Source organism: Corallococcus sp. AS-1-6 (assembly GCF_020037015.1).
Classification (GTDB): domain Bacteria; phylum Myxococcota; class Myxococcia; order Myxococcales; family Myxococcaceae; genus Corallococcus.
Genome location: NZ_JAIQDE010000016.1, coordinates 91,869 through 118,209, shown reverse-complemented (window position 1 = coordinate 118,209; position 26,341 = coordinate 91,869). Strand labels below are relative to the sequence as shown.

The 26,341-nt window shown below is 71.5% G+C and carries 24 protein-coding genes; 10 read left to right on the top strand and 14 right to left on the bottom strand.

From position 1 onward, the window contains the following. The first annotated feature begins 70 nt into the window (after nt 1–70). Nucleotides 71–2,368: a hypothetical protein gene (locus K8612_RS22390; RefSeq protein ID WP_223740578.1), complete on the top strand. Its 2,298-nt coding sequence runs from the start codon at nt 71–73 to the stop codon at nt 2,366–2,368. A gap of 22 nt (nt 2,369–2,390) precedes the next feature. Here K8612_RS22390 and K8612_RS22385 read toward each other — a convergent pair whose 3' ends face one another. From K8612_RS22385 to K8612_RS22375, 3 genes are read right to left on the bottom strand one after another with little or no spacing between them, the layout of a single operon-like run. Next, nucleotides 2,391–4,562: a bifunctional alpha,alpha-trehalose-phosphate synthase (UDP-forming)/trehalose-phosphatase gene (locus tag K8612_RS22385; RefSeq protein ID WP_223763791.1), complete on the bottom strand. Its 2,172-nt coding sequence runs from the start codon at nt 4,560–4,562 to the stop codon at nt 2,391–2,393. A gap of 13 nt (nt 4,563–4,575) precedes the next feature. Then, entirely contained in the window at nt 4,576–5,718 is a 1,143-nt protein-coding gene (locus K8612_RS22380; RefSeq protein WP_223763790.1) for a hypothetical protein, read from the bottom strand. A gap of 51 nt (nt 5,719–5,769) precedes the next feature. Beyond that, a complete protein-coding gene (locus K8612_RS22375; protein WP_223763789.1) occupies nt 5,770–6,807 on the bottom strand; it encodes an NAD-dependent epimerase/dehydratase family protein in 1,038 nt (345 codons plus the stop codon). Nucleotides 6,808–6,903: 96 nt separating this feature from the next. On the opposite strand from K8612_RS22375, the gene K8612_RS22370 reads away from it, so the two are divergent. Next, nucleotides 6,904–7,314, top strand: coding sequence for a helix-turn-helix domain-containing protein (locus tag K8612_RS22370; RefSeq protein WP_223763788.1), 411 nt, complete (start codon nt 6,904–6,906; stop codon nt 7,312–7,314). Nucleotides 7,315–7,563: 249 nt separating this feature from the next. Next, nucleotides 7,564–7,995, top strand: coding sequence for a cupin domain-containing protein (locus tag K8612_RS22365; RefSeq protein ID WP_223740583.1), 432 nt, complete (start codon nt 7,564–7,566; stop codon nt 7,993–7,995). A gap of 75 nt (nt 7,996–8,070) precedes the next feature. On the opposite strand, the gene K8612_RS22360 is transcribed toward K8612_RS22365, so the two are convergent. From K8612_RS22360 to speD, 7 genes are read right to left on the bottom strand one after another with little or no spacing between them, the layout of a single operon-like run. Further along, complete coding sequence (locus tag K8612_RS22360) at nt 8,071–9,336, bottom strand: low specificity L-threonine aldolase (protein ID WP_223763787.1); 1,266 nt, start codon at nt 9,334–9,336, stop codon at nt 8,071–8,073. A gap of 26 nt (nt 9,337–9,362) precedes the next feature. After that, nucleotides 9,363–10,994, bottom strand: a complete 1,632-nt coding sequence (locus tag K8612_RS22355) for an FAD-dependent oxidoreductase (protein WP_223763786.1) — start codon at nt 10,992–10,994, stop codon at nt 9,363–9,365. Continuing rightward, complete coding sequence (locus tag K8612_RS22350) at nt 10,985–12,481, bottom strand: polyamine aminopropyltransferase (protein ID WP_223763785.1); 1,497 nt, start codon at nt 12,479–12,481, stop codon at nt 10,985–10,987. The genes K8612_RS22355 and K8612_RS22350 overlap by 10 nt, the downstream gene beginning before the upstream one ends. Nucleotides 12,482–12,494: 13 nt before the next feature. Further along, nucleotides 12,495–12,722: a DUF350 domain-containing protein gene (locus K8612_RS22345; protein ID WP_014393984.1), complete on the bottom strand. Its 228-nt coding sequence runs from the start codon at nt 12,720–12,722 to the stop codon at nt 12,495–12,497. Further along, nucleotides 12,722–12,883: a hypothetical protein gene (locus K8612_RS22340; RefSeq protein ID WP_014393983.1), complete on the bottom strand. Its 162-nt coding sequence runs from the start codon at nt 12,881–12,883 to the stop codon at nt 12,722–12,724. Before K8612_RS22340 ends, K8612_RS22345 begins: the two co-directional genes overlap by 1 nt. Before the next feature lie 19 nt (nt 12,884–12,902). Further along, nucleotides 12,903–14,819 carry a DUF4178 domain-containing protein gene (locus tag K8612_RS22335; protein ID WP_223740587.1) on the bottom strand — a complete coding sequence of 639 codons (1,917 nt, stop codon included), beginning with the start codon at nt 14,817–14,819 and terminating at the stop codon, nt 12,903–12,905. Next, entirely contained in the window at nt 14,816–15,166 is a 351-nt protein-coding gene (gene speD, locus K8612_RS22330; protein WP_120525197.1) for an adenosylmethionine decarboxylase, read from the bottom strand. Before speD ends, K8612_RS22335 begins: the two co-directional genes overlap by 4 nt. 75 nt (nt 15,167–15,241) lie before the next feature. Between speD and K8612_RS22325 the strand changes: the two genes are divergently transcribed. Genes K8612_RS22325 through K8612_RS22315 form a run of 3 tightly spaced genes read left to right on the top strand, consistent with a single transcriptional unit; the run spans nt 15,242 to nt 17,115 of the window. Beyond that, entirely contained in the window at nt 15,242–15,943 is a 702-nt protein-coding gene (locus K8612_RS22325) for a peptidylprolyl isomerase (protein WP_223763784.1), read from the top strand. Further along, nucleotides 15,940–16,674 (top strand): phospholipase, encoded by a 735-nt coding sequence (locus tag K8612_RS22320; RefSeq protein ID WP_223763783.1) that lies wholly within the window; start codon nt 15,940–15,942, stop codon nt 16,672–16,674. Before K8612_RS22325 ends, K8612_RS22320 begins: the two co-directional genes overlap by 4 nt. Nucleotides 16,675–16,698: 24 nt before the next feature. Next, the gene (locus K8612_RS22315) at nt 16,699–17,115 is read left to right on the top strand and encodes a secondary thiamine-phosphate synthase enzyme YjbQ (protein WP_223763782.1); all 417 of its coding nucleotides are present in this window, start codon (nt 16,699–16,701) and stop codon (nt 17,113–17,115) included. On the opposite strand, the gene K8612_RS22310 is transcribed toward K8612_RS22315, so the two are convergent. From K8612_RS22310 to K8612_RS22295, 4 genes are all read right to left on the bottom strand, one after another. Further along, the gene (locus K8612_RS22310; RefSeq protein ID WP_223763781.1) at nt 17,112–18,896 is read right to left on the bottom strand and encodes a L,D-transpeptidase family protein; all 1,785 of its coding nucleotides are present in this window, start codon (nt 18,894–18,896) and stop codon (nt 17,112–17,114) included. The genes K8612_RS22315 and K8612_RS22310 overlap by 4 nt on opposite strands. Before the next feature lie 131 nt (nt 18,897–19,027). Then, entirely contained in the window at nt 19,028–20,389 is a 1,362-nt protein-coding gene (locus K8612_RS22305) for a sigma-54 dependent transcriptional regulator (RefSeq protein ID WP_223740593.1), read from the bottom strand. Beyond that, nucleotides 20,386–21,813, bottom strand: coding sequence for an ATP-binding protein (locus K8612_RS22300; protein ID WP_223763780.1), 1,428 nt, complete (start codon nt 21,811–21,813; stop codon nt 20,386–20,388). Before K8612_RS22300 ends, K8612_RS22305 begins: the two co-directional genes overlap by 4 nt. Nucleotides 21,814–21,886: 73 nt before the next feature. Then, nucleotides 21,887–22,348: a hypothetical protein gene (locus K8612_RS22295; RefSeq protein WP_223740595.1), complete on the bottom strand. Its 462-nt coding sequence runs from the start codon at nt 22,346–22,348 to the stop codon at nt 21,887–21,889. Nucleotides 22,349–22,684: 336 nt separating this feature from the next. Between K8612_RS22295 and K8612_RS22290 the strand changes: the two genes are divergently transcribed. The 4 genes from K8612_RS22290 to K8612_RS22275 all read left to right on the top strand — a co-directional run bounded on the left by K8612_RS22290 (nt 22,685) and on the right by K8612_RS22275 (nt 26,324). Then, on the top strand, nt 22,685–22,945 hold the full coding sequence (locus tag K8612_RS22290; protein WP_223763779.1) for a hypothetical protein: 261 nt from the start codon (nt 22,685–22,687) through the stop codon (nt 22,943–22,945). 270 nt (nt 22,946–23,215) lie between these two features. Then, nucleotides 23,216–23,485 carry a hypothetical protein gene (locus tag K8612_RS22285; RefSeq protein ID WP_223763778.1) on the top strand — a complete coding sequence of 90 codons (270 nt, stop codon included), beginning with the start codon at nt 23,216–23,218 and terminating at the stop codon, nt 23,483–23,485. Between the two features lie 244 nt (nt 23,486–23,729). Continuing rightward, on the top strand, nt 23,730–24,314 hold the full coding sequence (locus tag K8612_RS22280; protein ID WP_223740598.1) for a GAF domain-containing protein: 585 nt from the start codon (nt 23,730–23,732) through the stop codon (nt 24,312–24,314). A 129-nt stretch (nt 24,315–24,443) separates the two neighbouring features. Further along, entirely contained in the window at nt 24,444–26,324 is a 1,881-nt protein-coding gene (locus K8612_RS22275; protein WP_223763777.1) for a serine/threonine-protein kinase, read from the top strand. Nucleotides 26,325–26,341 lie beyond the last annotated feature (17 nt).

Genomic DNA, 26,341 nt, shown 5'->3' with positions numbered 1-26,341 from the left:
ACGCCTGCCGGGTGTCGCGGGAGCACGGAGGGCTTGACCCGGACGCGGCCCTCCGTGCTTAAGCAGATGCATGCACCCTGCACGCGCGCTCGTCCTTGGCTGCCTGCTGCTGGCGACGGTCGCCACCGCGGCTCCCGTCGTCCAGGTCCCCGAAGGCGGGCGGGCGGTGGAGGTCATCCCCAAGGGCGTGCTGTGCGGCCCCGTGCGCGGCGGCTGGGTGCTGGGGCCGGAGGGCCGCACGCTCAAGCCGCCCACGCGCGCGGATGAGACCAGCCGCACGCTGGAGCTGAAGGTCGCCGCGGACGAGGCCTCCTGCGCCACGGCCACCGACACCGTGGTGGTGGTGGCCACCGGGCCCTTCCCGCGCATCGACAGCGCCTCCACCACGTTCTACCCGGACGACGGGCGCCTGGAGCTCAAGGGCACCGGCCTGAAGAACGTGGCCATCGCCTGGTCCGGGACGCCCCGGGGCGTGGATCCGAAGACGCTCTCGCTGGAGGGACAGGACGTCTGCATGGAGCCCAACGGCCCCAACGAGTGCGCCGTCCCGCTGACGCCCGGCCTGCCCACGGACGCGGCGCTGTCGTGGATCCCCGCCTACGGCCGCAGGGGCGCGGACGTGACGACGTACGACGCCAACGGGCGCTTCCTGGACGACGAATACTTCCGCCTGCGCCCCGGCCGCACCGTGCTCACGCGGCCCCTGGTGCAGTCCTCCGGCGTGGACCTGTCCAAGGGCCCCGGCTACGCGGCGGTGACGCACTCGGAGGCCATCGCGTCCGTGGACTGCGGCACCGCGAGGTGCGAGGTGACCGAGGGCGCCGTGTCCATCCGCAACGTGCCGGGGCTGAACCCCACGGTGGCGTTGCGCCTGCGGCTGGTGCCACGCGTGTTCTTCGCGAAGGGGGACGCGCTGGAGACGTCCTTCTCGGAGACGCTGCCCGTGCTCGCGTGCCCCATCTCCGCGGTGGAGGGCACGGTGCTGCGCGACGCGGAGAACTCCGGGCTGGTGATGCGCCTGGACGCGTCCTGCGCGCACGACCCGCGCGGCCTCTTGTGGACGGTGAACGGCGCGCGCGTGCGCGTGGAGCGCGTGGTGAAGGCGCAGGACGGCACGTACGTGCTGCTGCGCACCAGCGGCACCAACGAGCCCCAGGTCGTCGTCACCGCCATCACGTCGCGCGTGGACGGCACGGTGGTGGCGTCGGAGACGGCGGACACCCAGGCCGCGCCCGTCCCCCGCGCGACCCTGGAGCTGCCGGGCCACGGCGCCATCGACTTCGTGCCCACCAACCGCCCCGCGGAGGTGACGGTGGCGTCCAACGGCGGCCTGGGCCGCTTCGTGCTGCGCCCGCTGGGCGGGGCCTACACCGTGACGGTGCGCGAGTCCGCCACGCTCATCCAGGGCGAGGCGACCTCCGGCGGCTTCGTGTCGCTGCGCTTCGGCTACCGGCTGCCCACGCTGCCGGCGGAGCTGGCCACGTCCGACCTGTTCCTCACCGACGAGCGCGTGCAGCGCGCGGTGCGCGAGGCCAGCGTGCCCACCAACGTGGAGAACCTGGTGGAGCTCATCTGCGCGGACAAGGAGGGCAACGACGAGAAGCTCTCCCCCAGCCGCCCGCACCGGCTGGAGTACGCCATGCGCAACACCTGCCGCGTCGTCGTCCACCGCGAGCGCCTCACGCCGGAGGAGGGCAACCAGGAGATCACCCTGCGCATCACCGTGACGAAGTCGGACGGTTCCGTGCGCGGCGAGAGCAGCGTGGATCAGCGCCTGTTCCTGCGCCCCAAGGGCGAGATGCGCGTCATCCCCGTGCAGGGCAACCTGGGCCAGTACGACCGCATCCTCGTGCAGGTGGCGCACGTCGCGGACGAGTCCCGCTACGCCCTCTCCACGGTGGACCGCACGGGCCTGCCGTCCGCGCAGTGGACCGCCATCGTGCGCGGCGGCATGTTCCGCCTCTACACCATGGCCACCATCCCCGCGGGCCTCTACCGCGCGACGCAGCCCACGGGGCAGTTGGCCATCAACTTCGGCGTGCTGTCGCGCCTGGCGCTGCTCAACAACGAGGGCCAGGAGCGCCTGCTGGGCATCGAGATGGGCCTGATGGGCCTGGGCCTGGTGCCGCAGTCGGGGGAAATCCAATTCCCGCCCACGCTCGCGGCGGTGCTGGGCCTGGGCCTGCGGGTGCCCATCGGGCCGGGCGCGGCGGTGGGCGCGCAGGCGTGGATCGCCCGCGAGTTCCGGGGCGACATCACCCGGCGCACCAGCGGCGACCCCAACACCGACACCGTGGTGCCCTCCAGCAAGTGGTCCTTCATCTTCGGACCCAGCATCTCCGTGGGCAACGTGGGCTTCAACCTCTGAAGCCCGCGCCGCGCCGCCGGGGCTACTTCCCGAGCAGCGCCTTCAGGAAGCGCCGCACCTCCGGCGGCCCCTCCACGCGGTAGCCCGCGCGCGAGTGCTTGTTGCCCGCGTGCACGGTGATGCCGCCCGGGGGCACCGCGGCGAACAGGTCCTCGTCCGTGACGTCGTCGCCCAGGGCCACCACGCGCACGTCCGGCGCCTCCTGCTTGAGCACCTCCGGCACCACGCGGCCCTTGTTGACGCCCCGGGGCCGCACCTCCACCACCCGGTCTCCGGGCAGGATGTGCATGGGCTCCTGGGAGAACTTCTCGAAGAGCAGCAGGCGCAGCTCGCGCGCCTGGAGCGCGCCGAACTCCGCGTCCACCTTGCGGTAGTGCCACGCGAGCGACGCCGTCTTCTCCTCCACGAACGAGCCCGTCACCCGCGCCGCGAACGTGTCCAGCACGGACTTCACCTTCGGCTTCCACTCGAAGGACACGCCCGGCAGCGCCTGCCACGGCTGGCCCCGCCGCATGCGCGACCACAGGCCGTGCTCCGCGTGCAGCCCCGCGGGCAATTCGCCGAACCACGCCTCCAGCGTGTCGCGCGGGCGGCCGCTCACCAGGTGCACGGACAGGTCCGGCCGGGCGCACAGCTCCTGGAGCAGCGTCATCAGCTCCGCGTCCGGCGCGGCCAGCTCCGGCGTGGGGGCGAAGCCCACGAGCGTGCCGTCGTAGTCCAGGAACAGCACCTTGCGGCCCGGCCCCTTCAGCTTCTCCACGGCGAGCATGCCGTCCGGCAGCGGCGGCTTCTCCTCCACCGAGGCCAGCCCCTGGAGCCGGTCCAGGAAGCTGGCCACCCACCAGTGCACGTCCCGCGTCTTCACGCCCGCGCGCAGGGCGCGCATGCGCTCCTTGCGCTCGGGGGCGGGCATCTCCAGCGCCTGCTCGATGGCGTCCGCCATGCCCTCCACGTCGTAGGGGTTCACCAGCAGCGCGTCGCGCATCTCCGACGCCGCGCCCGCGAACTCGCTGAGCACCAGCACGCCGTCCTCGTCCGGGCGGGCCGCGCAGAACTCCTTGGCCACCAGGTTCATGCCGTCGCGCACGGGCGTCACCAGCATCACGTCCGCGCCCCGGTAGAGGCTCACCAACTGCTTCTCGTTGAGCGAGCGGTAGAGGTAGTGCACGGGCGTGCTGTGCACGGTGCCGTAGAGGCCGTTGATGCGGCCCACGATTTCGTCCACCGTCTCGCGGTACTCGGCGTAGGCCTGCACCTGCGTGCGGCTGGGCACGGCCACCTGGATGAAGCGCAGGCGCCCGCGCAGGGACGGCTGCCGCTCCAGCACGCGCTGCACCGCGAGCAGGCGCCGGGGGATCCCCTTGGTGTAGTCCAGCCGGTCGATGCCCACGAGCAGCCGCTCGCCGCGCGCGCGCTCCTGGAGCGTCTTCACCTCGTCCAGCACGCCGGGCTCGCCCGCCAGCGTCTCGAAGGCGGTGGCGTCGATGCCCATGGGGAAGGCGCCCACGCGCACCTCGCGCCCCTGGAAGAGGACGCGGTCGATGTCCGTGTCCAGCCCCAGGTGCCTGAGCAGCGTGCCGGAGAAGTGCCGCACGTAGCTCACCGCGTGGAAGCCGATGAGGTCCGCGCCCAGGAGGCCCTTGAGCAGCTCCCCGCGCCGGGGCAGCGTGCTGAAGATTTCGGAGGACGGGAACGGGATGTGGTGGAAGTAGCCGATGCGCGCGTGCGGCAGGCGCTGGCGCAACATCCCGGGCACCAGCATGAGCTGGTAGTCGTGCACCCAGATGGTGTCGCCCGGCTGGTAGTGCTTCGCGGCCAGGTCGGCGAAGCGCTCGTTCGCCTTGCGGTAGGCGTCCCAGTCCCGGTCCTGCCGGGGGACGCGGTCCAGCATGTAGTGACACAGCGGCCAGAGCACCCGGTTGGAGTAGCCCTCGTAGAAGCGGCTGACCTCGCTGGCGGACAGGTACAGCGGCACGCAGCGCAGGTCCGCCAACTGCTTCTCCACCTGCGCCCGTTGGGCGTCCGTCAGGCGGGAGACATCCCCGGGCCAGCCGATCCACATGCCCCCGGAGCGCTCGTGCGGGCGGCTGAGCCCGGTGGCGAGCCCCCCGGCGCTGCGCACCACGGAGACAGCATCCTTCTCCGCCTTGACGGTGACGGGAAGACGGTTCGAAACGAGCAGGAGTCGAGCCATAGACCCACTAGCTCTATTCACCCCTTCCGGGAATGGCTACCACCTTGTGCGCCTGGCTGACGTTTGAGGGCCCCTGGCCCGCCCGGGCCCAGCCGAGCCGGACCAGCAGCGCGGGCTCCCTGCCCGCCTTCCACACGAACGCATCCAACACGTAGTGCGTGGCCTGCGGCAGCGCAAGCAGGGGCACCACGAGCGCCAGCACATCCGACTCCAGGACAGGGCCCATGTCTCCGAACAACACCGGGCGGTCGTGCCACACCAGCACGTCCCACAACCCCTCCTCCAGGAGCGCCAGCCCCGCGAGGAACAGCAGGAAGCCCGGCAGCCCCGCGCGAAGGAGCACGCCCCACTCGCCGAAGCCCCCTTCCGCGTGGCGCCCGCGCGCGTAGCGGAACAGCAGCGCGAAGTACGGCACGCCGTGCAGCATCACGTTCATCACCGTGAACGCGAAGTCGTCCCGCGCCAGCACGATGCCGCCGAACCACGCCACCCACGTGGCCGCCACCAGCAGCACCTTGCCGGCCTGCACGCCTTCGCCGCGCGCGATGCGCAACGCCTGGAAGCCGGCCCACAGCGTGAGCACCGCCGCGTGCGCGCCCAGCGCCGCGGTGCCCACCCACCGGGGGAGGCCGGAGAGGAAGTCGTTCTCCACGAACCACCAGAAGGCGCGGGGCAGGTTCGCGTGCCACCACACGACGGGGCCCAGCGTGGCGGCGTAGACGGCCGCGGCGTCCAGGCGCCGCTCGAAGGCGGACGCGCGCGCCTTGCGGTCATAGAGCGCCACCCAGCCGTACTGCTGGCGGATGAAGTGGAACAGCGCCACGTACGCGAACAGGCTCCAGAACGCGGCCGGGGACACCATGTACGCAAAGACGCCCGCCGTGTACGCGGCGAGCGGCGCGCCCACGTAGAGGCCCGGGCGGCGCGACACCTCCTCGCCGTCCAGGTACGTGCGGAACAGCGTGGACCAGACGTGCGCCACGTCCACGCCCACCACGAACAGCAGCCACGCCCACGCGGGCGTGTCCCCCGCCGCCCCCAGCCACGGCGCGGCCAGCACGAAGGCCACGGACAGCAGCGCGCTGCCGGCGAACACGGTGAGGTCCACGCCAGGGCCGAACAGCCAGGCCTGCGCGGGCGAGAGGAGACGGGGCATCGGGCCCGGGAGCCTACCAGCCCTCCCGCGACACGCGTTCCCCCGGGGCCCTCACACCAGCCCTTCGCGCACCAGCCCCTCCGCGCTGGCGAGCACCGCCTCCGCCGCGGGGCGCGCACGCCAGCCCAGCAGCCGCTCCGCCTTGGCGGTGCTGACCTCGCGCCGCACGCCCAGCTCGCTCACGAGCTGGCGGAGCTCCGGGTCGAACAGGGCGCCGAAGCGCACCAGGAAGTCCGGCGCCATCCGCGTGGACACCTTCGCCGCGCGTGCGCCCAGGTGCTCCCGCAGCACGTGCGCGATGTCGGAGAGCCACAGGAAGCCGCTCGTCGCGGCGAACCGCTCCCCCGCGGCCTCCGGCGCCGTCATGGCTCTCAGGTGCAGGTCCACCAGGTCGCGCACGTCCACGAGGGTGAAGCCCAGCCTCGGCAGCCGGGACATCTGTCCGCGCAGCATCCGCGCCAGCAGCTCCAGCGAGCCGGAGACGTCCCTGCCCATCACCGGCCCCTGGATGAGGGAGGGCAGCACCGTGCTCAGCGTCATCGCGCCGCCCGCCTGTTTCACGAAGGCCCACGCGTCCTGCTCCGCCAGCGTCTTTGAATGCGTGTAGTGATTCACGCCCTTCCGGGTGAGGTCCGTCCACACGGTCTCATCCGTGGGCGGGGCCCCGTCGCCAGGAGGCCCGGACGGAAGCGCGGCCATCAGCGTCGACGTCATCACCACCCGCTTCACGCCCGCCTTCGCGCCCGCCCCCAACACCCGCAGCGTGCCCTCACGCGCGGGGCGGATGAGGTCCTGGCCCTTGAACTCGCCCACCCCCATGGGAGACGCGGTGTGCAGGATGAAGTCCGCCCCGTCCGCCGCCCGGGCCCAGCCCTCGTCCGCCAGCAGGTTCGCGGCGAAGACGGAGAGCCGGTCTCCCGGGTCCACCTGCCGGGCGATGTCCGCCCGGAGCGCCGCCTCCCTCGCCAGGCTCCGCACCGTGGTCCGGACCCGGTAACCCTGCTTCAACAGGGCCACCACCGTCCAACCTCCCAGGTAGCCGGAGCCCCCGGTCACAAGCACCGTCTCGGCCTTCGAGTCCACGCGCATGGTCCAACCCACCTCGTCCTGCTCCCGGGGGAGTAGGTTTCAAAAGGAGAGTGGGTATATGTTGGTAACTTCGACGCACTTCAAGAAGGCACCTTCATGAAACTCGGTCACCTCGACCTCCCCTCGGAGGTCTGCCGCTCCGTCGGGGACGTGCTCGGCCGCGTCGGCGACAAGTGGTCGGTGCTGGTCATCGTGATGCTGGCGGACCACCCGCTGCGCTTCAGCGAGCTGCGCCGGTCCATCGGCACCGTGTCGCAGAAGATGCTCACGGCCACGCTGCGCGGGCTGGAGCGCGACGGCTACCTCACCCGCACCGTCACCCCCACCATCCCCCCGCGCGTGGACTACGCGCTCACGGAGATGGGCCGCGACGTGCTGGTGCCCCTCAACGCGTTGGCCCAATGGGCGCTCGCGCGCCGTGAGCAGGTGGAGGCCGCGCGCCGCGCCTATGACGCGAAGGCGGAGAGCGCCGTGCCTCCGGACGATGCGACGGGCGGGCCTGTCTAGCTTCCTGCCCGCCCACGACACCGTCCGCTGCGGTTTCCACGAGGGTCCTCGAGCACCGGGCTCTTTCTGTCTGATCAGAAAATGCGACCGGCAGCGGCGGTGGCGGACAGCCGCCGTGAAAACTTCCTGAGACAAGGAGATGCGTCAAAGACAACAACCCGACACGTGCGACTAACTTGCAAGGTTTTCCTTCCTGGGCGTTATCATGGCTGAAGACACACAGACGCAGGGCCGACCGTGGAGGCTTTCATGTCCGGAATGTCGATGATGAATGGACTGGTTCACACCGCCGACCTCGAGTGGAAGCCGCTCGGTCCTGGAACGTCCTACCGGCTGCTGCGCGTGAGCGCGGAGACGGGCGTGTGGAGCGCCATCCTGAAGATGGAGAAGGGCGCCGTCTTCGCACCGCACAAGCACCTGGGCCCGGCGGAGATCTTCATCCTCTCCGGCTCGACGCAGGACCGCCTGGGCATCACCCGCGCGGGCGACTACGAGTTCGAGCCGCTGGGCGCCGAGCACCCCGCCACCACCGCGCTGGAGGAGTCGCTCGTGCACTTCACCGCGCACGGCCCCATCGCGTTCCACGACGACAAGGGCCGCATCGTGATGCTGCTCGACTCGGAGTTCTTCCTGAAGGCGCAGGAGCAGGAGCCGCAGTACAGCATCAAGAAGGCGGCCTGACGCACGGCCGAGGCTGTGTTTCACACGTCGGGTGTCTGACATTGACACCCGACGTCAGGGTTGGCGGCCAACGCCTCAGGCCGCCTCCAGCAGGCGCAGGAAGGCGCGGGCCGCGTCGGCGTCGCTGATGGGGCCCAGCCCCTCGCTCACCTGCAGCTCCGTGGACACGACGCCGGGCACGCGCGTCTGTCCGAAGCCCCCCGCCACCCAGACGCGGTCCTCGCGCGCGATGCGGTCGCGCTGACGGACGTACGCCTGGGGCGAGCCGCGCAGGAACACGTGGAACATGTTCGTCTGCACGGGCTGCGGCAGCACGGTGACGCGGGGGTCCGCCGCGATGAGCGCGGTGAGCGCCTTCGCCCGCTTCACGTAGCCGGGGATGGCGGCCAGCGCCGCGTCGAAGCGCATGGCGGCGGAGGCCACCAGCGGGGCCAGGTGGAACAGGTTGCCGCCGTGCCGGTGGCGCCACACGCGCGCCTCCTGGATGAAGTCGCGGCGGCCCACCAGCATGGCCCCGCCGATGCCGCCCACCATCTTGTAGAAGGACACGTAGACGGAGTCGAAGCCCTTGCAGATGTCCGCGTAGGAGCGGCCGTAGAAGGGCTGGCTCTCCCACAGCCGCGCGCCGTCCATGTGCAGCTTCACCTTCTTGTCGCGGCAGGTGCGCTTGAGCTCCTGGAGCTGCTCCCACGTCTGGAGCTGCCCGCCCAGCCAGCGCACCGGCAGCTCCACGCTGACGCTCCCCAGCGCGTCGCGCGCCTGCGCCACGTCCTCCGCCAGCAGCGGCCGCGTCCACGGCCCCAGGTTCACCGCGCGCAACTGGTGCAGCACGGAGTAGGCGTCGTCCTCGTGCAGCACGTGGTGTGACGACGGGTGCACGCCCACCGTGCGCAGGTTGCCCTGGTCCGCGTAGATGCGCAGCGCGATGAGCTGCGCCATGGTGCCCGTGGGCATGAAGCACGCGTCCTCGAAGCCCAGCAGGTCCGCGAGCTTCTTCTCGAAGGCCTGCACGAAGTCGCCGTTGCCGTAGAAGTCGCTGGACAGCTTCTGGCGCTGCATCCACTCGCCAATGCGCACGTACTCCGCGCCGTCATCGGACGTGGAGGCCACCGGCAGTGACGCGGTGCAGCCCTTGCGCAGTTGTTCGTACTCGGCCGCGGAGGGCGCCGCCGCGTTCGCGTTCGCCGCGGGGACGCCCGCGAGCCCCGGCGACTTCGTGGTGCGCAGGGACGGCGTGCCCCCGTCCGGAGCCGCGTCGCCCCGCCCCGGAAACAGCGTGGAGCCCGCGAGCAGGCTGGTGAGTGCGAGGAACTCCGCCCGGCTGAAGCGACTGTCCTTCATGTGCCCTTCCCTCCCGCTTCGGATGGCTACAACCAACTGGCGCTCTTGAGCCCCATTCCCGCCAGGGCCCGCTCCGCGGCCTGCACGCCGAACCAGTTGGCCTCCTCGAAGAGGGCCATGCCGCCCAGGTCCGTGTGCGCGAAGTGCAGGTGCCGCCCCAGGCTCTGCTGCGCGGCGCGGCGGGCCTCGCCCCAGAGGAAGCCCGGCTGGGGCCGCACCATGGCGTGGCCCCAGCGCTGCACCTCCAGCCGCTGCGCGAGCGCGCCCACCCCGGGGTGCGCCGGCAGCAGGTCCGCCATCACCAGCGCCTCCCAGTCCCCGTACGTCGCGGAGAGGGCCTGATTGCGCTCCGCCTTCACGTCCGCGCCGGCCATGGGCAGGTACCAGGTGAGCACCGTGGGCCCGCGCGCGTCCTGGCGCAGCGACTGGTGCGTGGCCACCACGTAGCCCAGGCTCCGGCTCTCGTAGAAGACGTTGTCCCAGGCCAGCGGGAAGCCCCGCGACGCCGGGGGCGCGGACACCGTCAGGTTCGCCACCACCCACGGGCTGTAGACGAAGGCGTCCATCCACGCGGGGCGCGCCTCGCGCCACGGCGCCACCACGTGCGCGGCGACGAAGCGCGGGCACGCCAGCACCACCTGCCGGGCGTGGAAGGCCCGGGGCGCCCCGGTGCGAGCATCCAGCGCGTGCACGCGGCAGCCGTCCTCGCCCGGCTCCACCGTGTGCACCAGCACCTGCGTCTCCAACTGGCGCGGGCCCAGCGACGACGCCAGTTGCCTCACCAGCCGGCCGTTGCCCTCGGGCCAGGAGAGGAAGCCGTCGCTGCGCTCCCCCTTCCCGTTCTGCCGCGCGGCGAAGTACCAGATGCCCGCCCAGGCGGAGACGTGCTCGGCGGTGGTGCCGTAGTCGTCGCGGCACGCGTAGTCCACGAACCACCGGAGCCGGGGCGAGCGGAAGCCCTCCGCCTCCATCCATCGCGCCATGCTCAGCGCGTCCAGCGCGGTCCACTCCGCGTCGTCGCTGGAGAGCGCCCCCGGCACCGCGAACGCCTTGCGCCCCTTCGCGTCGCGCGCGGCGGCGAAGGCGTTCATCCGCGCGTCGAAGCGCTCCAGCTCCGCCAGGTCCTCGGGGCTCGCGCCCGCGCGCAGGTACAGCCCTTCGTACCAGTGGCCCCGGTAGAAGACGCGCTCGTCGGGCTCCTGGATGAGCAGCTCCTCCGCGAACGACGGGTGGCCCTCCGCGTCCACGCCGGTGACGGCGTCCATCTGCCGCAAGAGGCGCATCACCGGCCCCCTGTCCTCCAGGGGGGACGGCAGGTAGTGCGCGCCCCACGGGAACGCGGACACGGCGTTGCGGCCGGAGCGGGACGTGCCCCCGGCCTCCGCCTCCAGCTCCACCACGCGCACGTCCTTCACGCCCGCGGCGGACAGGCGCCACGCGGCGGACAGCCCGGCCACGCCCGCGCCGACAATCAACACGTCCACCCGCTCGAAGTCCTGCGCGCGCGGCAGCGGCCCCGTGCGCAACTTGTGGCCGGTGTCCACCGCCCGGTCCACGATGGCGCCCGGCACCGGCGCGCGAGCGGCCTGCCGCGTACAGGCGCTCGCCACGGAGGCGCCCAGGAACGCGGCCACCAGCTCGCGCCGCGTCAGTTCCACCGGCGCCACTCCTCTTCGTAGTAGTGCACCAGCACCTGGTTGTTCAGCCGGTTCACCTCCGCCGGCAGCGGGGACATGTCCGGGGAGAAGCGCGTGAGCCCCTCCAGCGTGTCCTCGTCCAGGAAGGCCAGCCCCTCCGGCAGCGCGCGGTGGCGGCTGGCCGGCTCCTGCGCCACCAGCACGTAGCCCCACTCACCGAAGGACGGCACCAGCGCGTGGTACGGCTGCGTCCAGAAGCCCGCCGCCTTCAGCGTGGTCTCCACGCACCAGAATGAGCGCCGCGCGAACAGGGGGCTGGTGCTCTGGATGACCGCGACGCCGCCCGGCGCCAGGCGCTTCTTCAGAATCTTGTAGAAGCCCGTCGTGTACAGCTTCCCCAGCGCGAAGTTGTTGGGGTCCGGGAAGTCCACGATGACGACGTCCCAGGCGTTGGCGCCCTCCGCCAGGAACTGCATGGCGTCCGTGTTGATGACGCGCATCTTCGGGTGCGTCATGGAGTGGTGGTTGAGCGCCGCCAGCTCCGGGTAGTTCATGGCGAGCCCGGTGATGGCGGGGTCCAGGTCCACCAGCGTGACGGACTTCACCTCCGGATACTTCAGCACCTCGCGCGCCGCGAGCCCGTCCCCGCCGCCCAGGATGAGCACGTGCTCCACCTTCTGCGCGCGCACCATGGCCGGGTGCACCAGGGACTCGTGGTAGCGGTACTCGTCGATGCTGGCGAACTGGAGGTTGCCGTTGAGGAACAGCGAGAAGCCCCGCTTGCCGCGCGTGACGATGATGCGCTGGTACGGGGAGCTGGTGGCGTGGACGACGTCATCCGCGTAGAGCTGGTCCTCGTAGAAGGTGGTGAGCCGGTCCCCCAGCGCGAAGCACACCAGCAGCCCCGCGCACAGCGCCACCGCCTTGACGCGCAGGCGCACGGGGTTGGCCAGCACGGGCGCGAGCAGCCACGTGCTCCACAGCCCCACGCCCGCGTTGAGCAGGCCGAAGAGCAGCGACGTGCGCACCAGCCCCAGCTTCGGCACCAGCAGCAGCGGGAAGGCCACGCTGGCCGCGAGCGCGCCCAGGTAGTCGAACGTCAGCACCTGGCTGACCAGGTCCTTGAACTTGAGCTGGTCCTGCAGGATGCGCAGCAGGAGGGGGATCTCCAGCCCCACCAGCGTGCCGATGACGAGCACGCTGCCGTAGAGCACCACGGGGAACACGCTGGTGAGCGTGAAGGTGAGGAAGAGCATCGGCGCGCACAGCCCGCCGACCAGGGCCACGGCCAGCTCTATCTCCACGAAGCGCTGGGCCACCCCGCGCTCCACGAAGCGCGACAGGTAGCTGCCGATGCCCATGGCGAAGAGGTAGCCGCCGATGACGGTGGAGAACTGGGTGATGCTGTCCCCCAGCAGGTAGCTGGCGAGCGTCCCGACGATGAGCTCGTAGATGAGCCCGCACGTCGCGATGACGAGGACGGTGAGGAAGAGCAGCGTCTTGTTCAAAGCGTCACGTGTTTCAGCCGCTGATGGCCGCCGCGATGATGATGGCCAGGCCCAGGATGAACGAGCCGATGACGATGCCCAGCGCGGTGTTCTGGTCGACTTCAATCTCCTTGTGCACGTCGTACGGCAGGATGAGGCGGATGACGTAGAAGCCGGCCACGAACACCACCAGGCCGATGAGCGAATAGATGACGCTCGCCAGCACTCCCTGCAGGGTGACCACCACTCCGAGCAACAGCATCACTTGCCTCCCATGAATCCACCGGTCCACAAGAGCACGCCGCCGGGACCGCGCTTCACGTCGCCGGTCACCCTGCCGCGCTCCTCGTCACTGAAAGGGGCCCAGCCCGTATAGGTGGCCCACGCGTACGCCACGAGCACCAGTCCGCCCAGGTACTTCATCGTCCACCTCCCTGTCCGCTCACAGGTTGCTCTCCTTCCAGCGCTCGGTTTCGAAGGCGTTGGCGAAGAAGAACGACAGCGCCGGAATCACCAGCAGCAGCACCAGCGAGATGACGAACCAGCTCTCGTTGGGCGTGTCGTGCGTGAGCACCACCTGGTAGCTGACGACGGGCCCCAACTGGGGCCCCTTGAGCTTCAGGGCCGGGTCGAACGACGTGGTCGTCCGCAGCACGTACGTCCCCTTGGGCAGCGACGACAGGAACACGCTGCCGTTCTGGCTGCCCTCGCTCCAGGAGCCGTCGCTGTCGCGCCCGTGGTAGAAGCTCACCTCTTCGTAGAAGCTCACCACGTCCTGCGTGTCCTGGTTCACCAGGTCGCCCTGCACGCCCACCCAGGCGTTGTTCAGCGCCTGCGACATGTGGATCTGCGCCCGCACGTTGCCGTCCCGCTGGAGCTCGAAGGGCTCGCTGAAGTGCATGGCGTCGGCGGTGCCGGAGTTCGCGGTCCGGGGCAGCGTCACCTGCAGGTCCAGCACCCGCGCGTTGAGCGCGCGCATGTGGAACACGGCCGCCAGCGCGAACAGGCCCAGCAGCCACACCGCGGACCAGCGCAGCGTGCGCAGCATCGACTCGCGGCGCAGGTTGGGCTGGCTGGGCGCGATGCCCCGGGGCCCGGGCAGCGGCTCCTTCAGCTTGAAGGCGTCGCGCACCTGCTCCGGCGTGAGGTACTCGCCGTGCGTGTACGTGACTTCATTGTCGGTGGCGTCCTCGTTCACCGAGTACGGCGGCGCGACGTACTCCGTGGCGCGCGCCTTCTCGCCCTGGAAGACCTTCCAGTAGAACTCGCCCACCACCGCGTCGGTGACGGCGGTGACGGACTGGAAGGCCTTGTAGCGGCGGCCCCCGTAGTGGGCGGACACCTGCGGCACGACGTTCGCGTCACCGGCGGCCATGGGCGTCAGGAACACCCAGTGGCCGTTGGACTCCATCAGCCAGGTGAAGCCGCGCGCCGGGTGGTAGAGCAGGTACTCCATCCACGGGTAGCGCGTGCCCTCCACCACGCACGAGCGCTCCTGGTAGCCGATGCAGATCCACTCCGTGCCGTCGAGCGTGCCCTTCTGCCCCAGTTGGATGGCGGCCGGCAGCTCCGGCTTCTGGAGCAGCTTGAGGAAGGCCAGCTTGCCCTGGGCCACGCTCATCAGCGCGCCGCAGTACGGGCACGCCACGCGCAGCGTCTGGTCCGGCGCGCGCAGCTCCAGGGGGCCGTTGCAATTGGTGCAGCGCGCCTGCTGGAGCTGGGCCTTGCGCACGCGGGGGCGCAGCTCCCCCGCGGGGATGCCCAGTTGCTTGAGCTCCAGCCGCTGCCCCAGGAAGACCTCCGGGTCGCGGTCGCGCGTGCCGAAGTCCAGGGTGACGAACAGGCCGCGCGGGCCGGTGGCGTCCACGTAGTAGCTGTCCGCCTGGGGGTCCACGTCGCTGGGGAGCTGGCCCTCCGCGGCGACGACGCGCCCGTGGCCGCGCTCCTCCACCACCAGCGGGCGGTTGCGCAGGCGCAGCCGGTCCCCGGGGTGCAGGTGCTCCAGCTCGATGCCCTCCTCCACGCCCGCGTCGGAGAGCAGGTGGAAGGCGCCCTCGGACTCGCTGAGCCAGCCGGTGCGCCCGTCGGACATCTCCACGTACCACTCGTCCCAGGGGCCGGCGCCGTGGTCCTTCTGGAGGTGCCCCACGATTTGATACGCGGTGCCGTTGACGCGGCCCTCCAGGCCCAGCCGCAGCGGAGAGTCCGTCTCCACGATGCGGGCCACCTTGCCGTGGTCCTCCAGCTCCGCGCCCACGCGGGCCACCATCGTCTGGCAGTGCCCGCACACCACGACCTGCGCCGACCCGGCGGAGAACTCCACGCTCGCGCCACACGACGGACACGCCCCCTGCGTCACGCCTCCACTCCTCTCGACAGCTCGCGCACGCGGCACGACGTGGCGCCCAGGTGCTTCGCCGCCAGCGCGTCGAAGTCCGGTCGCGCGCGGGTGCGGCAGCAGTAGACGTTGAGCGCGGCGAAGCCGTGCTCCGGGAAGGTGTGGATGGCCAGGTGGCTTTCGGCCAGGAGCGCCAGGCCGGTGACGCCGCCGGGCTCCGGGAAGACGTGCCACTGCGGCTGGCCCACGACCTTCAGGTCCATCAGGACGACCAGCTCCTCGAAGAGCGCCGCCAGCGCGGCCGCGTCCTTGAGCCGCTCCGGCGCGCAGCCGCTCGCGTCAACCAGCCATTCCTGTCCGGTTGTCACAGGGGAAACCTCCGGGAGTGGAGACCCTCTTTAACACGCTGGAGCCGGGTCGAAAGCCGCTAGGATGCGCACCCCATGCGCACCCGATTCCTGACCGCTGGACTCCTCTGCCTCGCCCTGACCGCGTGCTCCAAGGACAAGGAGCAGCCGCCGGCCGCGAAGGCTCCCTCCAACTCCGCGCCGGCCACCCGCACGGTGAGCCTGCAGACGGACGCCGCCTCCGCGAAGGGCTTCCAGAAGAAGGCCCTGGAGGGCCAGGACCTCTGGGCCACGATGGAGACGAACCAGGGCACCCTCGTGCTCAAGCTCTTCTCCAAGGACGCGCCCAAGACGGTGGCGAACTTCGTGGGCCTGGCGTCCGGCGAGCAGGCGTGGATCAACCCCAAGACGGGTGAGCGCGTGGAGGGCAAGCCGCTCTACGACGGCGTCATCTTCCACCGCGTCATCCCGGACTTCATGATCCAGGGCGGCGACCCCACGGGCACCGGCCGGGGCGACCCGGGCTACCGCTTCGAGGACGAGTTCAAGAGCAACCGGGACTTCGACAAGAAGGGCCTCCTGGCCATGGCCAACGCGGGCCCGGGCACCAACGGCAGCCAGTTCTTCATCACCACGTCCACGCCGCAGTTCCTCAAGGGCCGGCACACCATCTTCGGTGAGGTGGTGAAGGGCTATGACGTGGTGGAGAAGATCGCCAACACGCCGCGCAACCGGCAGGACCGCCCGGACACGGACATGGTCATCCAGCACGTCACCATCAGCGACACGCAGCCGTGAGCCTCCGCCCGCGCCACGTGCGCACGAAGCTGGGGGAGCTGGACTGCCACGTGGTGGACGCGCTCCCCGAGGGCGCGACGCCGGAGCTGGTGGTGGTGCTGAGCCACGGCTTCGGCGCGCCGGGCACGGACCTGGTGGCGCTGGCGCCGGAGCTGATGATGGCCGCGCCCCGCCTGGCGCAGGGCGTGCGGTTCGTCTTCCCGGAGGCCCCGCTGTCGCTGGACGCGCTGGGCATGCCCGGGGGCCGCGCGTGGTTCGAGCTCCCCATGGCCATCCTGATGGGCCAGGGCCGGGACTGGGCGCACTACTCGCAGGCGGTGCCGCCGGGGATGCCCGCCGCGCGCCGCGCGCTGATGAGCGTGGTGGCGGCGCTCCCGGTGCCCATGGGCCGCGTGGTGCTGGGAGGCTTCAGCCAGGGCGCGATGATGTCCACGGACGTGGCGCTGCGGCTGGACGAGTGCCCCGCCGGCCTGTGCCTCCTGTCCGGGGCCATGGTCGCCGGGAAGGAGTGGGAGCCCCGGGTCCGCGCCCGGCCGTCGCTGCCGGTGTTCCAGGGACACGGCCGGCAGGATCCGGTGCTGCCCTTCCAGGAGGGCGAGCGCCTGCGTGACCTGCTGACGGGCGCGGGGATGCCGGTGGATTTCCTGCCCTTCGACGGTGGGCACACCATCATCACGGAGGAGCTGGAGCTGCTGGCGGCGTTCCTCGTGAAGCGGCTGGACGGGCGCTGACCGCCGGAGACGGAGGGCTTCCAGGTGTATCAGGCGAAGGAGCTGACGGTGTCCACGCGAGGCCGGGGCCTGGTGGACATCACCGGTGAGGTGCGGAAGGCGGTGAAGGGCACGGGCATCCGCGAGGGCCTGTGCACGCTGTTCCTGCACCACACGAGCGCGTCGCTGATCATCGGAGAGAACGCGGACCCTGTCGTCCAGCGCGACCTGGAGGCGTTCTTCTCCCGGCTGGTGAAGGACGGCGACCCGCTGTTCCAGCACGACGCGGAGGGGCCGGACGACATGCCGGCGCACGTGCGCACGGTGCTGACGCAGGTGTCCCTGAGCATCCCGGTGAAGGACGGAGAGGCGGACCTGGGCACGTGGCAGGGCGTCTACCTCTGGGAGCACCGCACGTCCCCGCACCGCCGCCGCCTCACGGTGTCCGTGCTGGGCGGCTAGAGGTCCCGCACGGCGGCGACGACGGGGGCGCCCTTGCGGCGCTTCTTCGGCGCCTCATGGGCCTGGCCTCGGATGCGCACCCAGGTGCCGGGGTCGTCCGGCATCGCGTGGACCATGGACCAGCCGGTGGGCACCTCCGGCGTGGTCCACGCGTAGAGGGCTCGCGCGTCCCTGGGCGCCAGGTTGATGCAGCCGTGGCTCACGGGTTCGCCGAAGCGGTCGTGCCAGTAGGCGGTGTGCAGGGCGAAGTCGCCCTCGAAGAACATGGTCCACGGCACGGTGGCCACGCGGTAGCTGGCGTTGCCCATGGTGCCCGTCATGTCCGCCTCCGCGAACTTCACCCAGATGCGGAAGAGGCCCTCCGGCGTGTCGGTGCCGGGTTTGCCGGACGAGATGAGCGTGGCGTAGACGGGGCGGTCGCCCTCGTAGGCGATGAGCGTCTGGGCCTCCAGGTCCACGTCCAACCAGCGCGCGCCGGGCTCCACGATGGACGGGGACGCCAGTGACCACGCGACGTGCAGGTCGTCGCGCGCCACCCAGTGGTCCTCCGCGATGCGGACCCACTGGCCGTTGGGGGACAGCTCCTTCACGGAGACGAGCGTGCGCGGCGGGAGGGTCGTCTCTCGTTCCGCTTTCGCGTCCGGGGCCTTGCGCACCACCACGTCGGTGCGGGGGGCGGCGCGGGACTGGGCCCAGCCGAAGGGCATGGGCAGGGACGCGAGCGCCTCCGCGTCCAGGCCGCTGAAGTCGGAGGGGCGGTGCTCGCGCAGCACGCGCGCCTCGAAGTACTGACCGTCGGAGGTGCGCCAGAAGGTGCGCCGGCCGACCTTCACCTGCCCCAGGAGCTTCACGGTGACGGAGCCCTTGAGCAGCACGCCCTGCCGCCTCTTCCGGGCGAGCGCGAGGCTCGGATAGGCGCGCACGCGGTGGCCCACCACGCGCGCGTAGACGCCGGGGGTGAGCGCGCCCTCTTCGACCCGGGGCAGCGGGCGGACGCGGGGCTCGCGGAAGTTCTGTTCCAGGTAGCGCTCGCAGACCCAGCCACGGGGCTCCAGCTCCACCCACGTCTCGCAGTCCGGTCCGCGCATCGCGCCCTTCCAGCGCACCCGCATGTCCTGGGCCACGGTGCCCAGCGAAGGGGAGTCCTGCCGGGGCTCGGAGCGAACAGCGATGGAGCGGCGCACACGCAGCGAGCCCGCATCCGGTGCATAGGGGATGGCGTAGGGCTCCATGCCCGCGTCGACCTCCGCGAGCGGTGCCTCCGCGACCGCGTCCTCGTCACCGTCAGCGCCCGCGTTCGCGACAGCGCTCCCGCCGTCCAGGTCCTGCGAGAGGGCCTCCGTTCCGGTCGCGGTGGCGTCATCGTCCGCGTCGATCAACGGCTCACCGTCTGGCCCCAGCTCCAGCACGGGGACCTCGGACTCGGTGATGACCTGGGGCTCCTCTTCGCCGGGCAGGGCTTCGGTGGACTGCGACAGCGAGGGCTCCAGCGACAGCGACAGCGCGCTGCCCGCGTCCTCCGTGGTGTCCACGGCGCTCAGCAGGGCCGGCGCGGTGGCATGCGTGACGCCGCCGCCATCGGCCGGCTCGGGCGCGGTGGCCTGCCATGCGGAGCGCAGCGCCTGCGCGGACTCCGTCGGCGGCGTGGCCTCCGCGTCGGGCGCGGAGGCCTGCGCCGTCACGGTGCCCGCATCCACCAGCGCGGCGGGAGCGGGGGGCTCCACCGGAGCGCACGCGAAGAACAACAGGGGGAGTCCGAGGGGGAACCAGCGGCGGCGCATACAGACCGCAACGGTACGGGTCCGCGCTGACATCCTCAACGTCGGCCCAGGTGCGATCTCCTACGCACGGGTGGGCAGTCCTTGCGCCCTGAACGGCGATTGCCACGAACGGCGGAAAGTGCGTCCGCGGATCAGCTCCGGCCCTCCGTGGGCGGAATCCCTTCGGGCGTCTCCTGCGCCTCCAGGAGCTTGTAGAGCGTCTTGCGGTCCACGCCCAACAGCCGCGCGGCTTCGCTCTTGTTGCCCCCCACGTGCTGGAGCACGTGCGCCGCGTAGCGCCTGGACAGCTCCGCGAGCGGCGGCAGGTCCCCCGCGAGCCCCGTCAGCCGCTTGGGCGCGTCACCGATGGGCTCCGGGAAGTCCGGCGGCCCCAGCACGCCCGTCACGTTCAGCGCGAGCGCCCGCGCCATCACGTTCTCCAACTGCCGCACGTTGCCCGGCCAGTCGTACACCGTGAGCCGCGCCATCGCGTCCGCCGTCACCACCGGCCGCACCCCGCCCCGCGCGTGCAGCGACGCGAAGTGCTCCACCAGCGCCGGGATGTCCTCGCGCCGCTCGCGCAAGGGCGGCAGGTGCAGGTGCACCACGTCCAGCCGGTAGAGCAGGTCCTCGCGGAACGTCCCCTCCGCCACCCGCGCCTTCAGGTCCTTGTTCGTCGCCGCCAGCACCCGCACGTCCACCTTCACCGGGACGCTCTCGCCCACGCGGCGGATCTCCCCCTCCTGGAGCACGCGCAGGAGCTGCGACTGGACCTTCATCCCCACGTCGCCAATCTCGTCCAGGAACAGCGTGCCGCCGTTGGCCTCCTCGAACAGGCCGCGCCGCGCCCCGGAGGCCCCCGTGAAGCTGCCCTTCGCGTGGCCGAACAGCTCGCTCTCCATCAGCGACTCGGTGATGGCGCCGCAGTCCACCGGGATGAACGGCCCGGACGTGCGCGCCGAGCGCTTGTGCAGCGCCCGCGCCACCATCTCCTTGCCCGTGCCCGTCTCGCCGGTAATGAGCACCGGCACGTTGCTGGTCGCCGCGCGGGCCACCTGCTTGTAGACCTCCAGCAGCGCCTGGCTGCGGCCCACCAGCGACGTGCGCTCCACCTGCTTGCGCAGCGTGCGGTTCTCCTCCACCAGCCGCTTCTGCTCCAGCGCCCGCTTCGCCACCCGCATGATGGCGTCCACGTCGAACGGCTTGGACAGGTAGTCGAAGGCGCCCTGCTGGATGCTGTCCAGCGCGCCCTCGATGTTGCCGAACGCCGTCACGACAATCACCGGCGTGTCCGGCAGGTGCTGCCTCACCAACTGGAGCACCTTCAGGCCGTCGCCCGGGTCGGGCATGGCCATGTCCGTGAGCACCAGGTCGAAGGACTGCTCGCCCATCCGCTCCGCCGCGCCCTTGGGGTCCGGCGCCTGCGTCACCGGGCCCAGCACGCCCAGGAGGCGCTGGAGCAGGTCCCGCGCATGCGGATCATCATCGACGACGAGGATTCGGGCTGTGCTCATGAGGCCTTGCGGATGGAGGAGGCGTCGCGCTGCGCCCCGGACTCCACCACAAGCGGCGCCGGAGTGCGCGCCGCACGTGCGAACCGCACGCGGATCCGCGTGCCCTTGCCTTCTTCTGAATGCACCGTGAGCGTGCCGCCGTGCGCCTCCACCACGCGCCGGGTGGTCGCCAGCCCCAGGCCGTGCCCCGGGATGCCCCGCACCTCCGCGGCCCGGAAGAACGGCTGGAACAGCGACGCCTGCGTCGCCGCGCTCATCCCCAGCCCGTTGTCCGTCACCTCCACCACCGCGTCCGCCCCCTCCGTCGCCACCCGCACCTTCACGCGCGGATCCGGCCGCCCCGCCGTGTACTTCACCGCGTTGGACAGGAGGTTGCGCGCCACCACCTGGAGCAACTGCGCCGGACAGTCCACCAGCACGCCCGGCTCCAGCTCGCGCTCCAGCGACACGCCCAGCGCCGTGGCCGTCTGGCTCACCTCCAGCAAGAGCGTGCTCACCGCCGTGTCCAGCTCCCCCATCGTCCCGTCGCCCCGCGTGCCCGCGCGGCAGAAGCGCAGCAGCGCTTCAATGAGCTCGCCCATGCGCACCGCGCTGGACTCGCACTGCGAAATCATCTCCAGCGCGCCCGGGTCCTTCACCGCGCCGGAGCGCCGGATGAGCGTCAGGTAGCCCTTGAGCGGGGACAGCGGGCCCATCAGGTCGTGCGCCACGCGCCGGGTGAACGCATCCAGCTCCTGGTTGTGCCGCCCCAGCTCCTCCAACTGTCCCTGGATGGTGGCGTCCTGGCGCTTGAGCAGGGAGATGATGTGCCAGCCCACCAGCATGGACAGCAGGATGGCCAGGAGCGTGGTGGCCGCGCCCAGGGCCGTGTTGCGCACCCGCAGCGTGCCCAGCCTTCCCACCAGCACGCGCGCGTCGGACGCGTTCTCCGTGGCCAACTGTCCCGCCAACTGGTCCACCTCCGCCGCCAGGGGGCGGATGCTCTCCACCAGGTGGCGCCGGGCGCGCTCCGCGTCGCGCTGCCGTGAGAACACCGCCGCCGCGCGCACCTGGTCCGCCAGCCCCTGGCACGCGCCGTTGAAGCGCAGCCAGATCTCCTTCTCGCCGGGCGGCAGGTGGCGCATGTACGCCTCCGAGGACTGCCGGATGCTGCCCAGGATGTCCTCCATCACCGCGTCGGCTTCCTTGCGCTCCGCGTCCCCGCTGGAGCGCACGTGCGCCTCGATGGCGGACTCCAGCGACATCACGTCCACGCGGATGCGGCCGATGAGGCTCGCGCGCTCCAGGGCCTCCAGCACCAGCGCGTCCACCTGATGCCCGGTGCGCACCTCCGTCCAGAGCATGAAGCCGATGACGCCCGACAAGAGCGTCACCACGAAGAAGAAACCCGCGCGGTATCCACGGATGGGGGTCCGCGAGTTCATCGCCACGGGGACGCTCCTTGGGTCGACAGGGAAAGAAACCGCGGGCGTCCCGTCACGGACGCCCGCGCGAGACTCACGGCACCGGCCCGGCCGCCTCGGTGGAGGTGGCGCCCGGCAGGGGCGGCTGGGTGCGCCGCCGCGCGCGCTCCAGCGCGGACTCGTACCAGACGTCCGACAGCTCCTCGTGCAGCGCCGCCAGCTCGCGCTGCCGCGCCAACAACTGCGCGTTGTGCTCCTCCAGCGTGTGGCGCTCCGCCTCCAGCCGCGCCAGCTCCTCCGTGGCCGCCGTGCGCGCCTGCTCCGCCTCCGCGCGCGCCTGCTCCGCCTCCGCGCGCTCCTGCGCCAGCTCCTCCAGCGCGGACTCCAGCGCCGCCAGCTTCGCCGCCAGCGCCTCGGTGCGCTCGCGCTCGGCCTGGTACTCGCGCTGCCAGCGCTCCGTCTCCGTCACCTGGGCCTGGAGGCGCTCGGGGGGAATGGTCGCGGCGCATCCCACTCCCAGCCACGCCACACTCCATGCCACCAGCAGGTGCCGCATACGCCATCTCTCCCGACACCTGGCCGCGCGACATGCACGACGAGGACATCCGGGCTTCATGCTCCCCTTCATGTCACGGCGCGTGGCGCTCGGGACGGAAGGTCGCGGTGCAGCTTGCAGAAGAGCGTCGTTGCCGTCAAAGCAACGTGCGCCTGCCTGGGGAGCTTGCACCCATTGTTGCAATCGCAACTGAGGAGATTCTCCCCATGGCGGATCCGCTCCCACCCGGAGAACCCCGCGAAGTTGCTTGAAACGGGTGCTGGCACGGCGGGTGCTCAAGGGCCATGGCATCAACCGATGCAATCCCGCGTCGGCGTGTCGTCCCCGGAGCCATCCATGAAGACTGTCATCGTCGCCGCCCTCTTCGCCGCCACCACCGCGTTCGCCAACACCCCGGCTCCCGCCGCCGCCCCCGCCGCGCAGCCGGCCCCCGCCGCCGAGGCGAAGACCGAGGCCGCCGCCCCCGCCGCCGAGATGCAGGGTGAGATGAAGACCGAGTCCAAGACCGAGACCAAGCACGAGGGCAAGGCCACCAAGAAGGGCACGAAGACCAAGACCGAGAAGAAGACCACCACCGAGACGAAGACCGAGGGCTGATCCCTCGCTTCACTCGCGCCCTGTCCGCCTCCAAGGGACGGACAGGAGGCGGTCCCGGCAGGGGCGCTCTCCTCACGAGGGCGCCCCTGTTGTCGTTTGCGCGTGGGAGCGGAATCGTTGTCACTCCAGCGGTCCTTCATCCGGCGCGCGCGCGAGCGGCGCCACGTGACGCAGGGTGAATAAACAAACCCCGCGCCCCATCTGAAGGCGCGATGACGATGCCCGGCGCACTCCAGCGCGGGCCGCCGTCAAGACTCCGAGCCCATCACCATGAAGACCTTCCTCGTCGCCGCCCTGCTGTCCGCCACCGCCGCCATCGCCGCCCCCACCCAGCCCGCCCCCGCCAAGGCGCCCGCCGCGGAGACGAAGGCCCCCGCGTCCACCGACGTGCAGGCGGACCCCCACGCGCCCGCGAAGACCGAGGTCAAGACCGAGGCGACGACGGAGGCCGCGCCCTCCGGCCGCACGGAGACGATGATGCAGGGCACCGGCGGCAAGAAGCCCCTGAAGGCCCCCGCCTCCCAGAAGTCCGCGCAGTAATCCGCGTCCCTCCTCCAAGGGATGCACCCCACGTCGTGCCCGGGCAGGGGCGCTCTCCATGAGGAGGGCGCCCCTGTTCGCGTTTCCAGGCCCCGGGTCCACCGCACCTCGCTCCTTCTTGGGTTTTCAGTAAAACCACCATTTGACAGGAACAGAGGAATCGCGCATAACAGGACATGTGTGGATGACGGCTCATCCACGACAGGAAGGGGTGTCCCCCTCCCCCCCTTCAAGCGAGACGGTCATGGTGGAAGCGTTCACGAAGGTGTCCGAAGCGTCGCGGTTGCTCCTGGACAAGGGCCTGTGCCCGGCCACGGGTTCGGATGCGCTGGGCATGGTGGCCCGCCCGCTGAAGGTGGACCGCGCGTGCCTCTTCGAGAACCGCACCACGAACCTGGCGGGCCGGTTCCTCACGGACCTGCGCTACGCGTGGGCGGAGCCGGGCGTGGTGTCCCCGCTGGCGCACCCGGTGCTGCGCTCGCTGCCCATGCGCGACTACGCGATGGCGTGGGCGGACATGCTGGAGGCGCAGATGGTGGTCTCCTGCACCACCCGGGAAGCGCCGCCGATGATGCGCGAGCTGCTGGAGCGCCAGGGCGTGCAGTCCGTGCTGCTGTGCCCCATCGTCCCGGCCAAGCAGTGGTGGGGGTTCGTGGCGTTCGAGGACTGCCGCCAGGCGCGGCTGTGGCGCCCGGAGGAGATCTCCCTGCTCAAGTCGCTGGCGCGGGCCATTGGCGCGTCGGTGCGGCACTCGAACATGCGCTCCTCGCTGTCGCAGGTGCGCACCAACCTCACCAGCGTGCTGCGCCCCGTCGCCGGGGACACCTGAGCCGACACCGGACCCGGCCGGGTCATGGCCGCCCGCCCCCCCGGCGGGCGGGAGGGGGCCGGGAGGGTCGCTGGGGAGCGGTAACGCGGCGTCCCGTTTCTGCTACCCTCGCCGCCCTGTTCCCCGCCCATGTCCTCGTTCGAGCCCACCGCCATCAGTCGTTCCCGGCCTCCTGATCTCGTCAGCGGTTACCGCCTGGAGAAGCTCGTCGGCGCCGGAGGCATGGGAGAGGTCCACAAGGCCACCCAGCTCTCGCTCGGCCGTACGGTCGCGGTGAAGCTGCTGAACCCGGACCTGGCCAAGGACCCGTCGTTCATCGCGCGTTTCCAGAAGGAAGCCGCGGCGCTGGCGACGCTGAGCCACCCCCACGTCGTCGCCATCGTCGACAAGGGGAAGACGGACAACACCTACTACCTGGTGATGGAGTTCGTGGACGGGCCGTCCCTGCGCGAGCTCATGCGCAGCCCGTCCATGGAGACGCCGGTGCTGCTGCGCCGGATGCTCGAGATCTGCCGGGCCATCGAGTACGCGCACGGCCGGGGCGTCATCCACCGTGACCTGAAGCCGGAGAACATCCTGCTGGATCAGCAGGCCGGCGGCATCGCGAAGGTGTCCGACTTCGGGCTGGCGTCCTTCCTGGACGACGCGTCGGCGGCGTCGCGCTTCGCGCTCACGTCCACGCACGTGTCCATGGGCACCATCTCGTACATGGCGCCCGAGCAGCGCGTGGACGCGAAGAGCGCGGACGCGAGAGCGGACATCTTCTCCCTGGGCGTCATCCTCTACGAGACCTTCACCGGCGAGGTGCCGCTGGGCACCTTCGATCCGCCGTCGCGCAAGCGCCCGGGCCTGGACGCGCGCGTGGACGCCATCGTGATGCGGTGCCTCAAGCCGGATCCGGACGAGCGCTACCCGTCCGTCACGGCGCTCATCGCGGACCTGGAGCCGCTGGTCCCCGGCAGCCTCCTGTCCATGCCGCCCCTGCGGCTGACGCGCTGGCAGCGGGCGAAGGCGGCCATGCGCCGCGCGGCGCGCGTGACGGCGCAGACGGCCGCGGGCGTGACGGTGCTGGCCGCCGTGGGCGTGCTGGGCGTGGCGTACAACCGCAGCGGGCAGGTGCGCGTCCAGCTTCCGCTGCCGAGCAAGGCCATCATGGACCAGGCGCTGCGGGACTCGCCCCGCAACGGCCCGGGCCGGGTGGAGGACGTCACCCCGGACAAGCGCCGCGTGACCATGGGGGACGGCCCGGACCTGCCGCAGATGCTGGTGGCCGGCCGCACGCTGAACTTCGAGAACAAGGCCCTGGTCTTCCCGCCCGTGGACGACGAGAAGAACGCGTCGCACGTGGGCCGCGCGCGCGTGGACGTGCTGGGGCTGGTGGGCGGCGTGGCCCGGCTGACCGCGCGCGTACGCGCCGAAGCGCCGCCGGCCACGTGGAAGCGCCGCCTGAAGGAGCTCTGGGACGGCCCGCCGCCGGAGCCGGTGGCCTCGCTGGGGCTGATGGGCCGGGACGGCCGCTACGTCACGCTCGTGCACCACGGCGCGGGCGCGCCGCTGACCCTGGAGTGGTCCCTGGGCGAGCGCGGCGGCGCCATGCTGGGCCTCGCGTCCCCGGAGGGCGAGGTGCGGCTGGAGCTGTTCGTCACCGAGGACGGCGTGATGCAGGCCTTCGTCGGCCAGGGCAAGGACCAGCGCCCCATCGCGGAGCCCCTGAACCTGGGCCCGGACTGGCAGGCCCACTTCGGCGAGGCCCCGGCGCCGGTCATCGGCTGCATCGAGGGCACGTGCACCGTCGAGGGGCTCACCTACACGGTGGACAAGCCCGCGCCCGTGACGGAGGTCACGTCCTCGCCGGTGGTCGTCGTCCCGCAGCAGCCGCCCCGCACGGTGGCCGCCAACACGGTGCCGGCGAAGGCCGTGGTGGCCAAGAAGCCCGCCCCGCCGCCGCCCCCGGTCAAGCGCCCGCCGGTCAAGGCGGCCCCCGCCAAGCCCACCCCGAAGCGCCGCTAGGGGACCGGGCGGGGTCG

What these genes read in the sequence shown, in the direction of transcription:
- K8612_RS22295 (WP_223740595.1), bottom strand. Translation starts at nt 22,348, where the DNA reads ATGCGGCACCTGCTGGTGGCATGGAGTGTGGCGTGGCTGGGAGTGGGA.
- K8612_RS22375 (WP_223763789.1), bottom strand. Translation starts at nt 6,807, where the DNA reads ATGCGCGTGGACTCGAAGGCCGAGACGGTGCTTGTGACCGGGGGCTCC.
- K8612_RS22370 (WP_223763788.1), top strand. Translation starts at nt 6,904, where the DNA reads ATGAAACTCGGTCACCTCGACCTCCCCTCGGAGGTCTGCCGCTCCGTC.
- K8612_RS22300 (WP_223763780.1), bottom strand. Translation starts at nt 21,813, where the DNA reads ATGAACTCGCGGACCCCCATCCGTGGATACCGCGCGGGTTTCTTCTTC.
- K8612_RS22280 (WP_223740598.1), top strand. Translation starts at nt 23,730, where the DNA reads ATGGTGGAAGCGTTCACGAAGGTGTCCGAAGCGTCGCGGTTGCTCCTG.
- K8612_RS22345 (WP_014393984.1), bottom strand. Translation starts at nt 12,722, where the DNA reads ATGCTGTTGCTCGGAGTGGTGGTCACCCTGCAGGGAGTGCTGGCGAGC.
- K8612_RS22380 (WP_223763790.1), bottom strand. Translation starts at nt 5,718, where the DNA reads ATGCCCCGTCTCCTCTCGCCCGCGCAGGCCTGGCTGTTCGGCCCTGGC.
- K8612_RS22290 (WP_223763779.1), top strand. Translation starts at nt 22,685, where the DNA reads ATGAAGACTGTCATCGTCGCCGCCCTCTTCGCCGCCACCACCGCGTTC.
- K8612_RS22340 (WP_014393983.1), bottom strand. Translation starts at nt 12,883, where the DNA reads ATGAAGTACCTGGGCGGACTGGTGCTCGTGGCGTACGCGTGGGCCACC.
- K8612_RS22275 (WP_223763777.1), top strand. Translation starts at nt 24,444, where the DNA reads ATGTCCTCGTTCGAGCCCACCGCCATCAGTCGTTCCCGGCCTCCTGAT.
- K8612_RS22360 (WP_223763787.1), bottom strand. Translation starts at nt 9,336, where the DNA reads ATGAAGGACAGTCGCTTCAGCCGGGCGGAGTTCCTCGCACTCACCAGC.
- K8612_RS22285 (WP_223763778.1), top strand. Translation starts at nt 23,216, where the DNA reads ATGAAGACCTTCCTCGTCGCCGCCCTGCTGTCCGCCACCGCCGCCATC.
- K8612_RS22385 (WP_223763791.1), bottom strand. Translation starts at nt 4,562, where the DNA reads ATGGCTCGACTCCTGCTCGTTTCGAACCGTCTTCCCGTCACCGTCAAG.
- K8612_RS22305 (WP_223740593.1), bottom strand. Translation starts at nt 20,389, where the DNA reads ATGAGCACAGCCCGAATCCTCGTCGTCGATGATGATCCGCATGCGCGG.
- K8612_RS22390 (WP_223740578.1), top strand. Translation starts at nt 71, where the DNA reads ATGCACCCTGCACGCGCGCTCGTCCTTGGCTGCCTGCTGCTGGCGACG.
- K8612_RS22325 (WP_223763784.1), top strand. Translation starts at nt 15,242, where the DNA reads ATGCGCACCCGATTCCTGACCGCTGGACTCCTCTGCCTCGCCCTGACC.
- K8612_RS22365 (WP_223740583.1), top strand. Translation starts at nt 7,564, where the DNA reads ATGTCCGGAATGTCGATGATGAATGGACTGGTTCACACCGCCGACCTC.
- K8612_RS22310 (WP_223763781.1), bottom strand. Translation starts at nt 18,896, where the DNA reads ATGCGCCGCCGCTGGTTCCCCCTCGGACTCCCCCTGTTGTTCTTCGCG.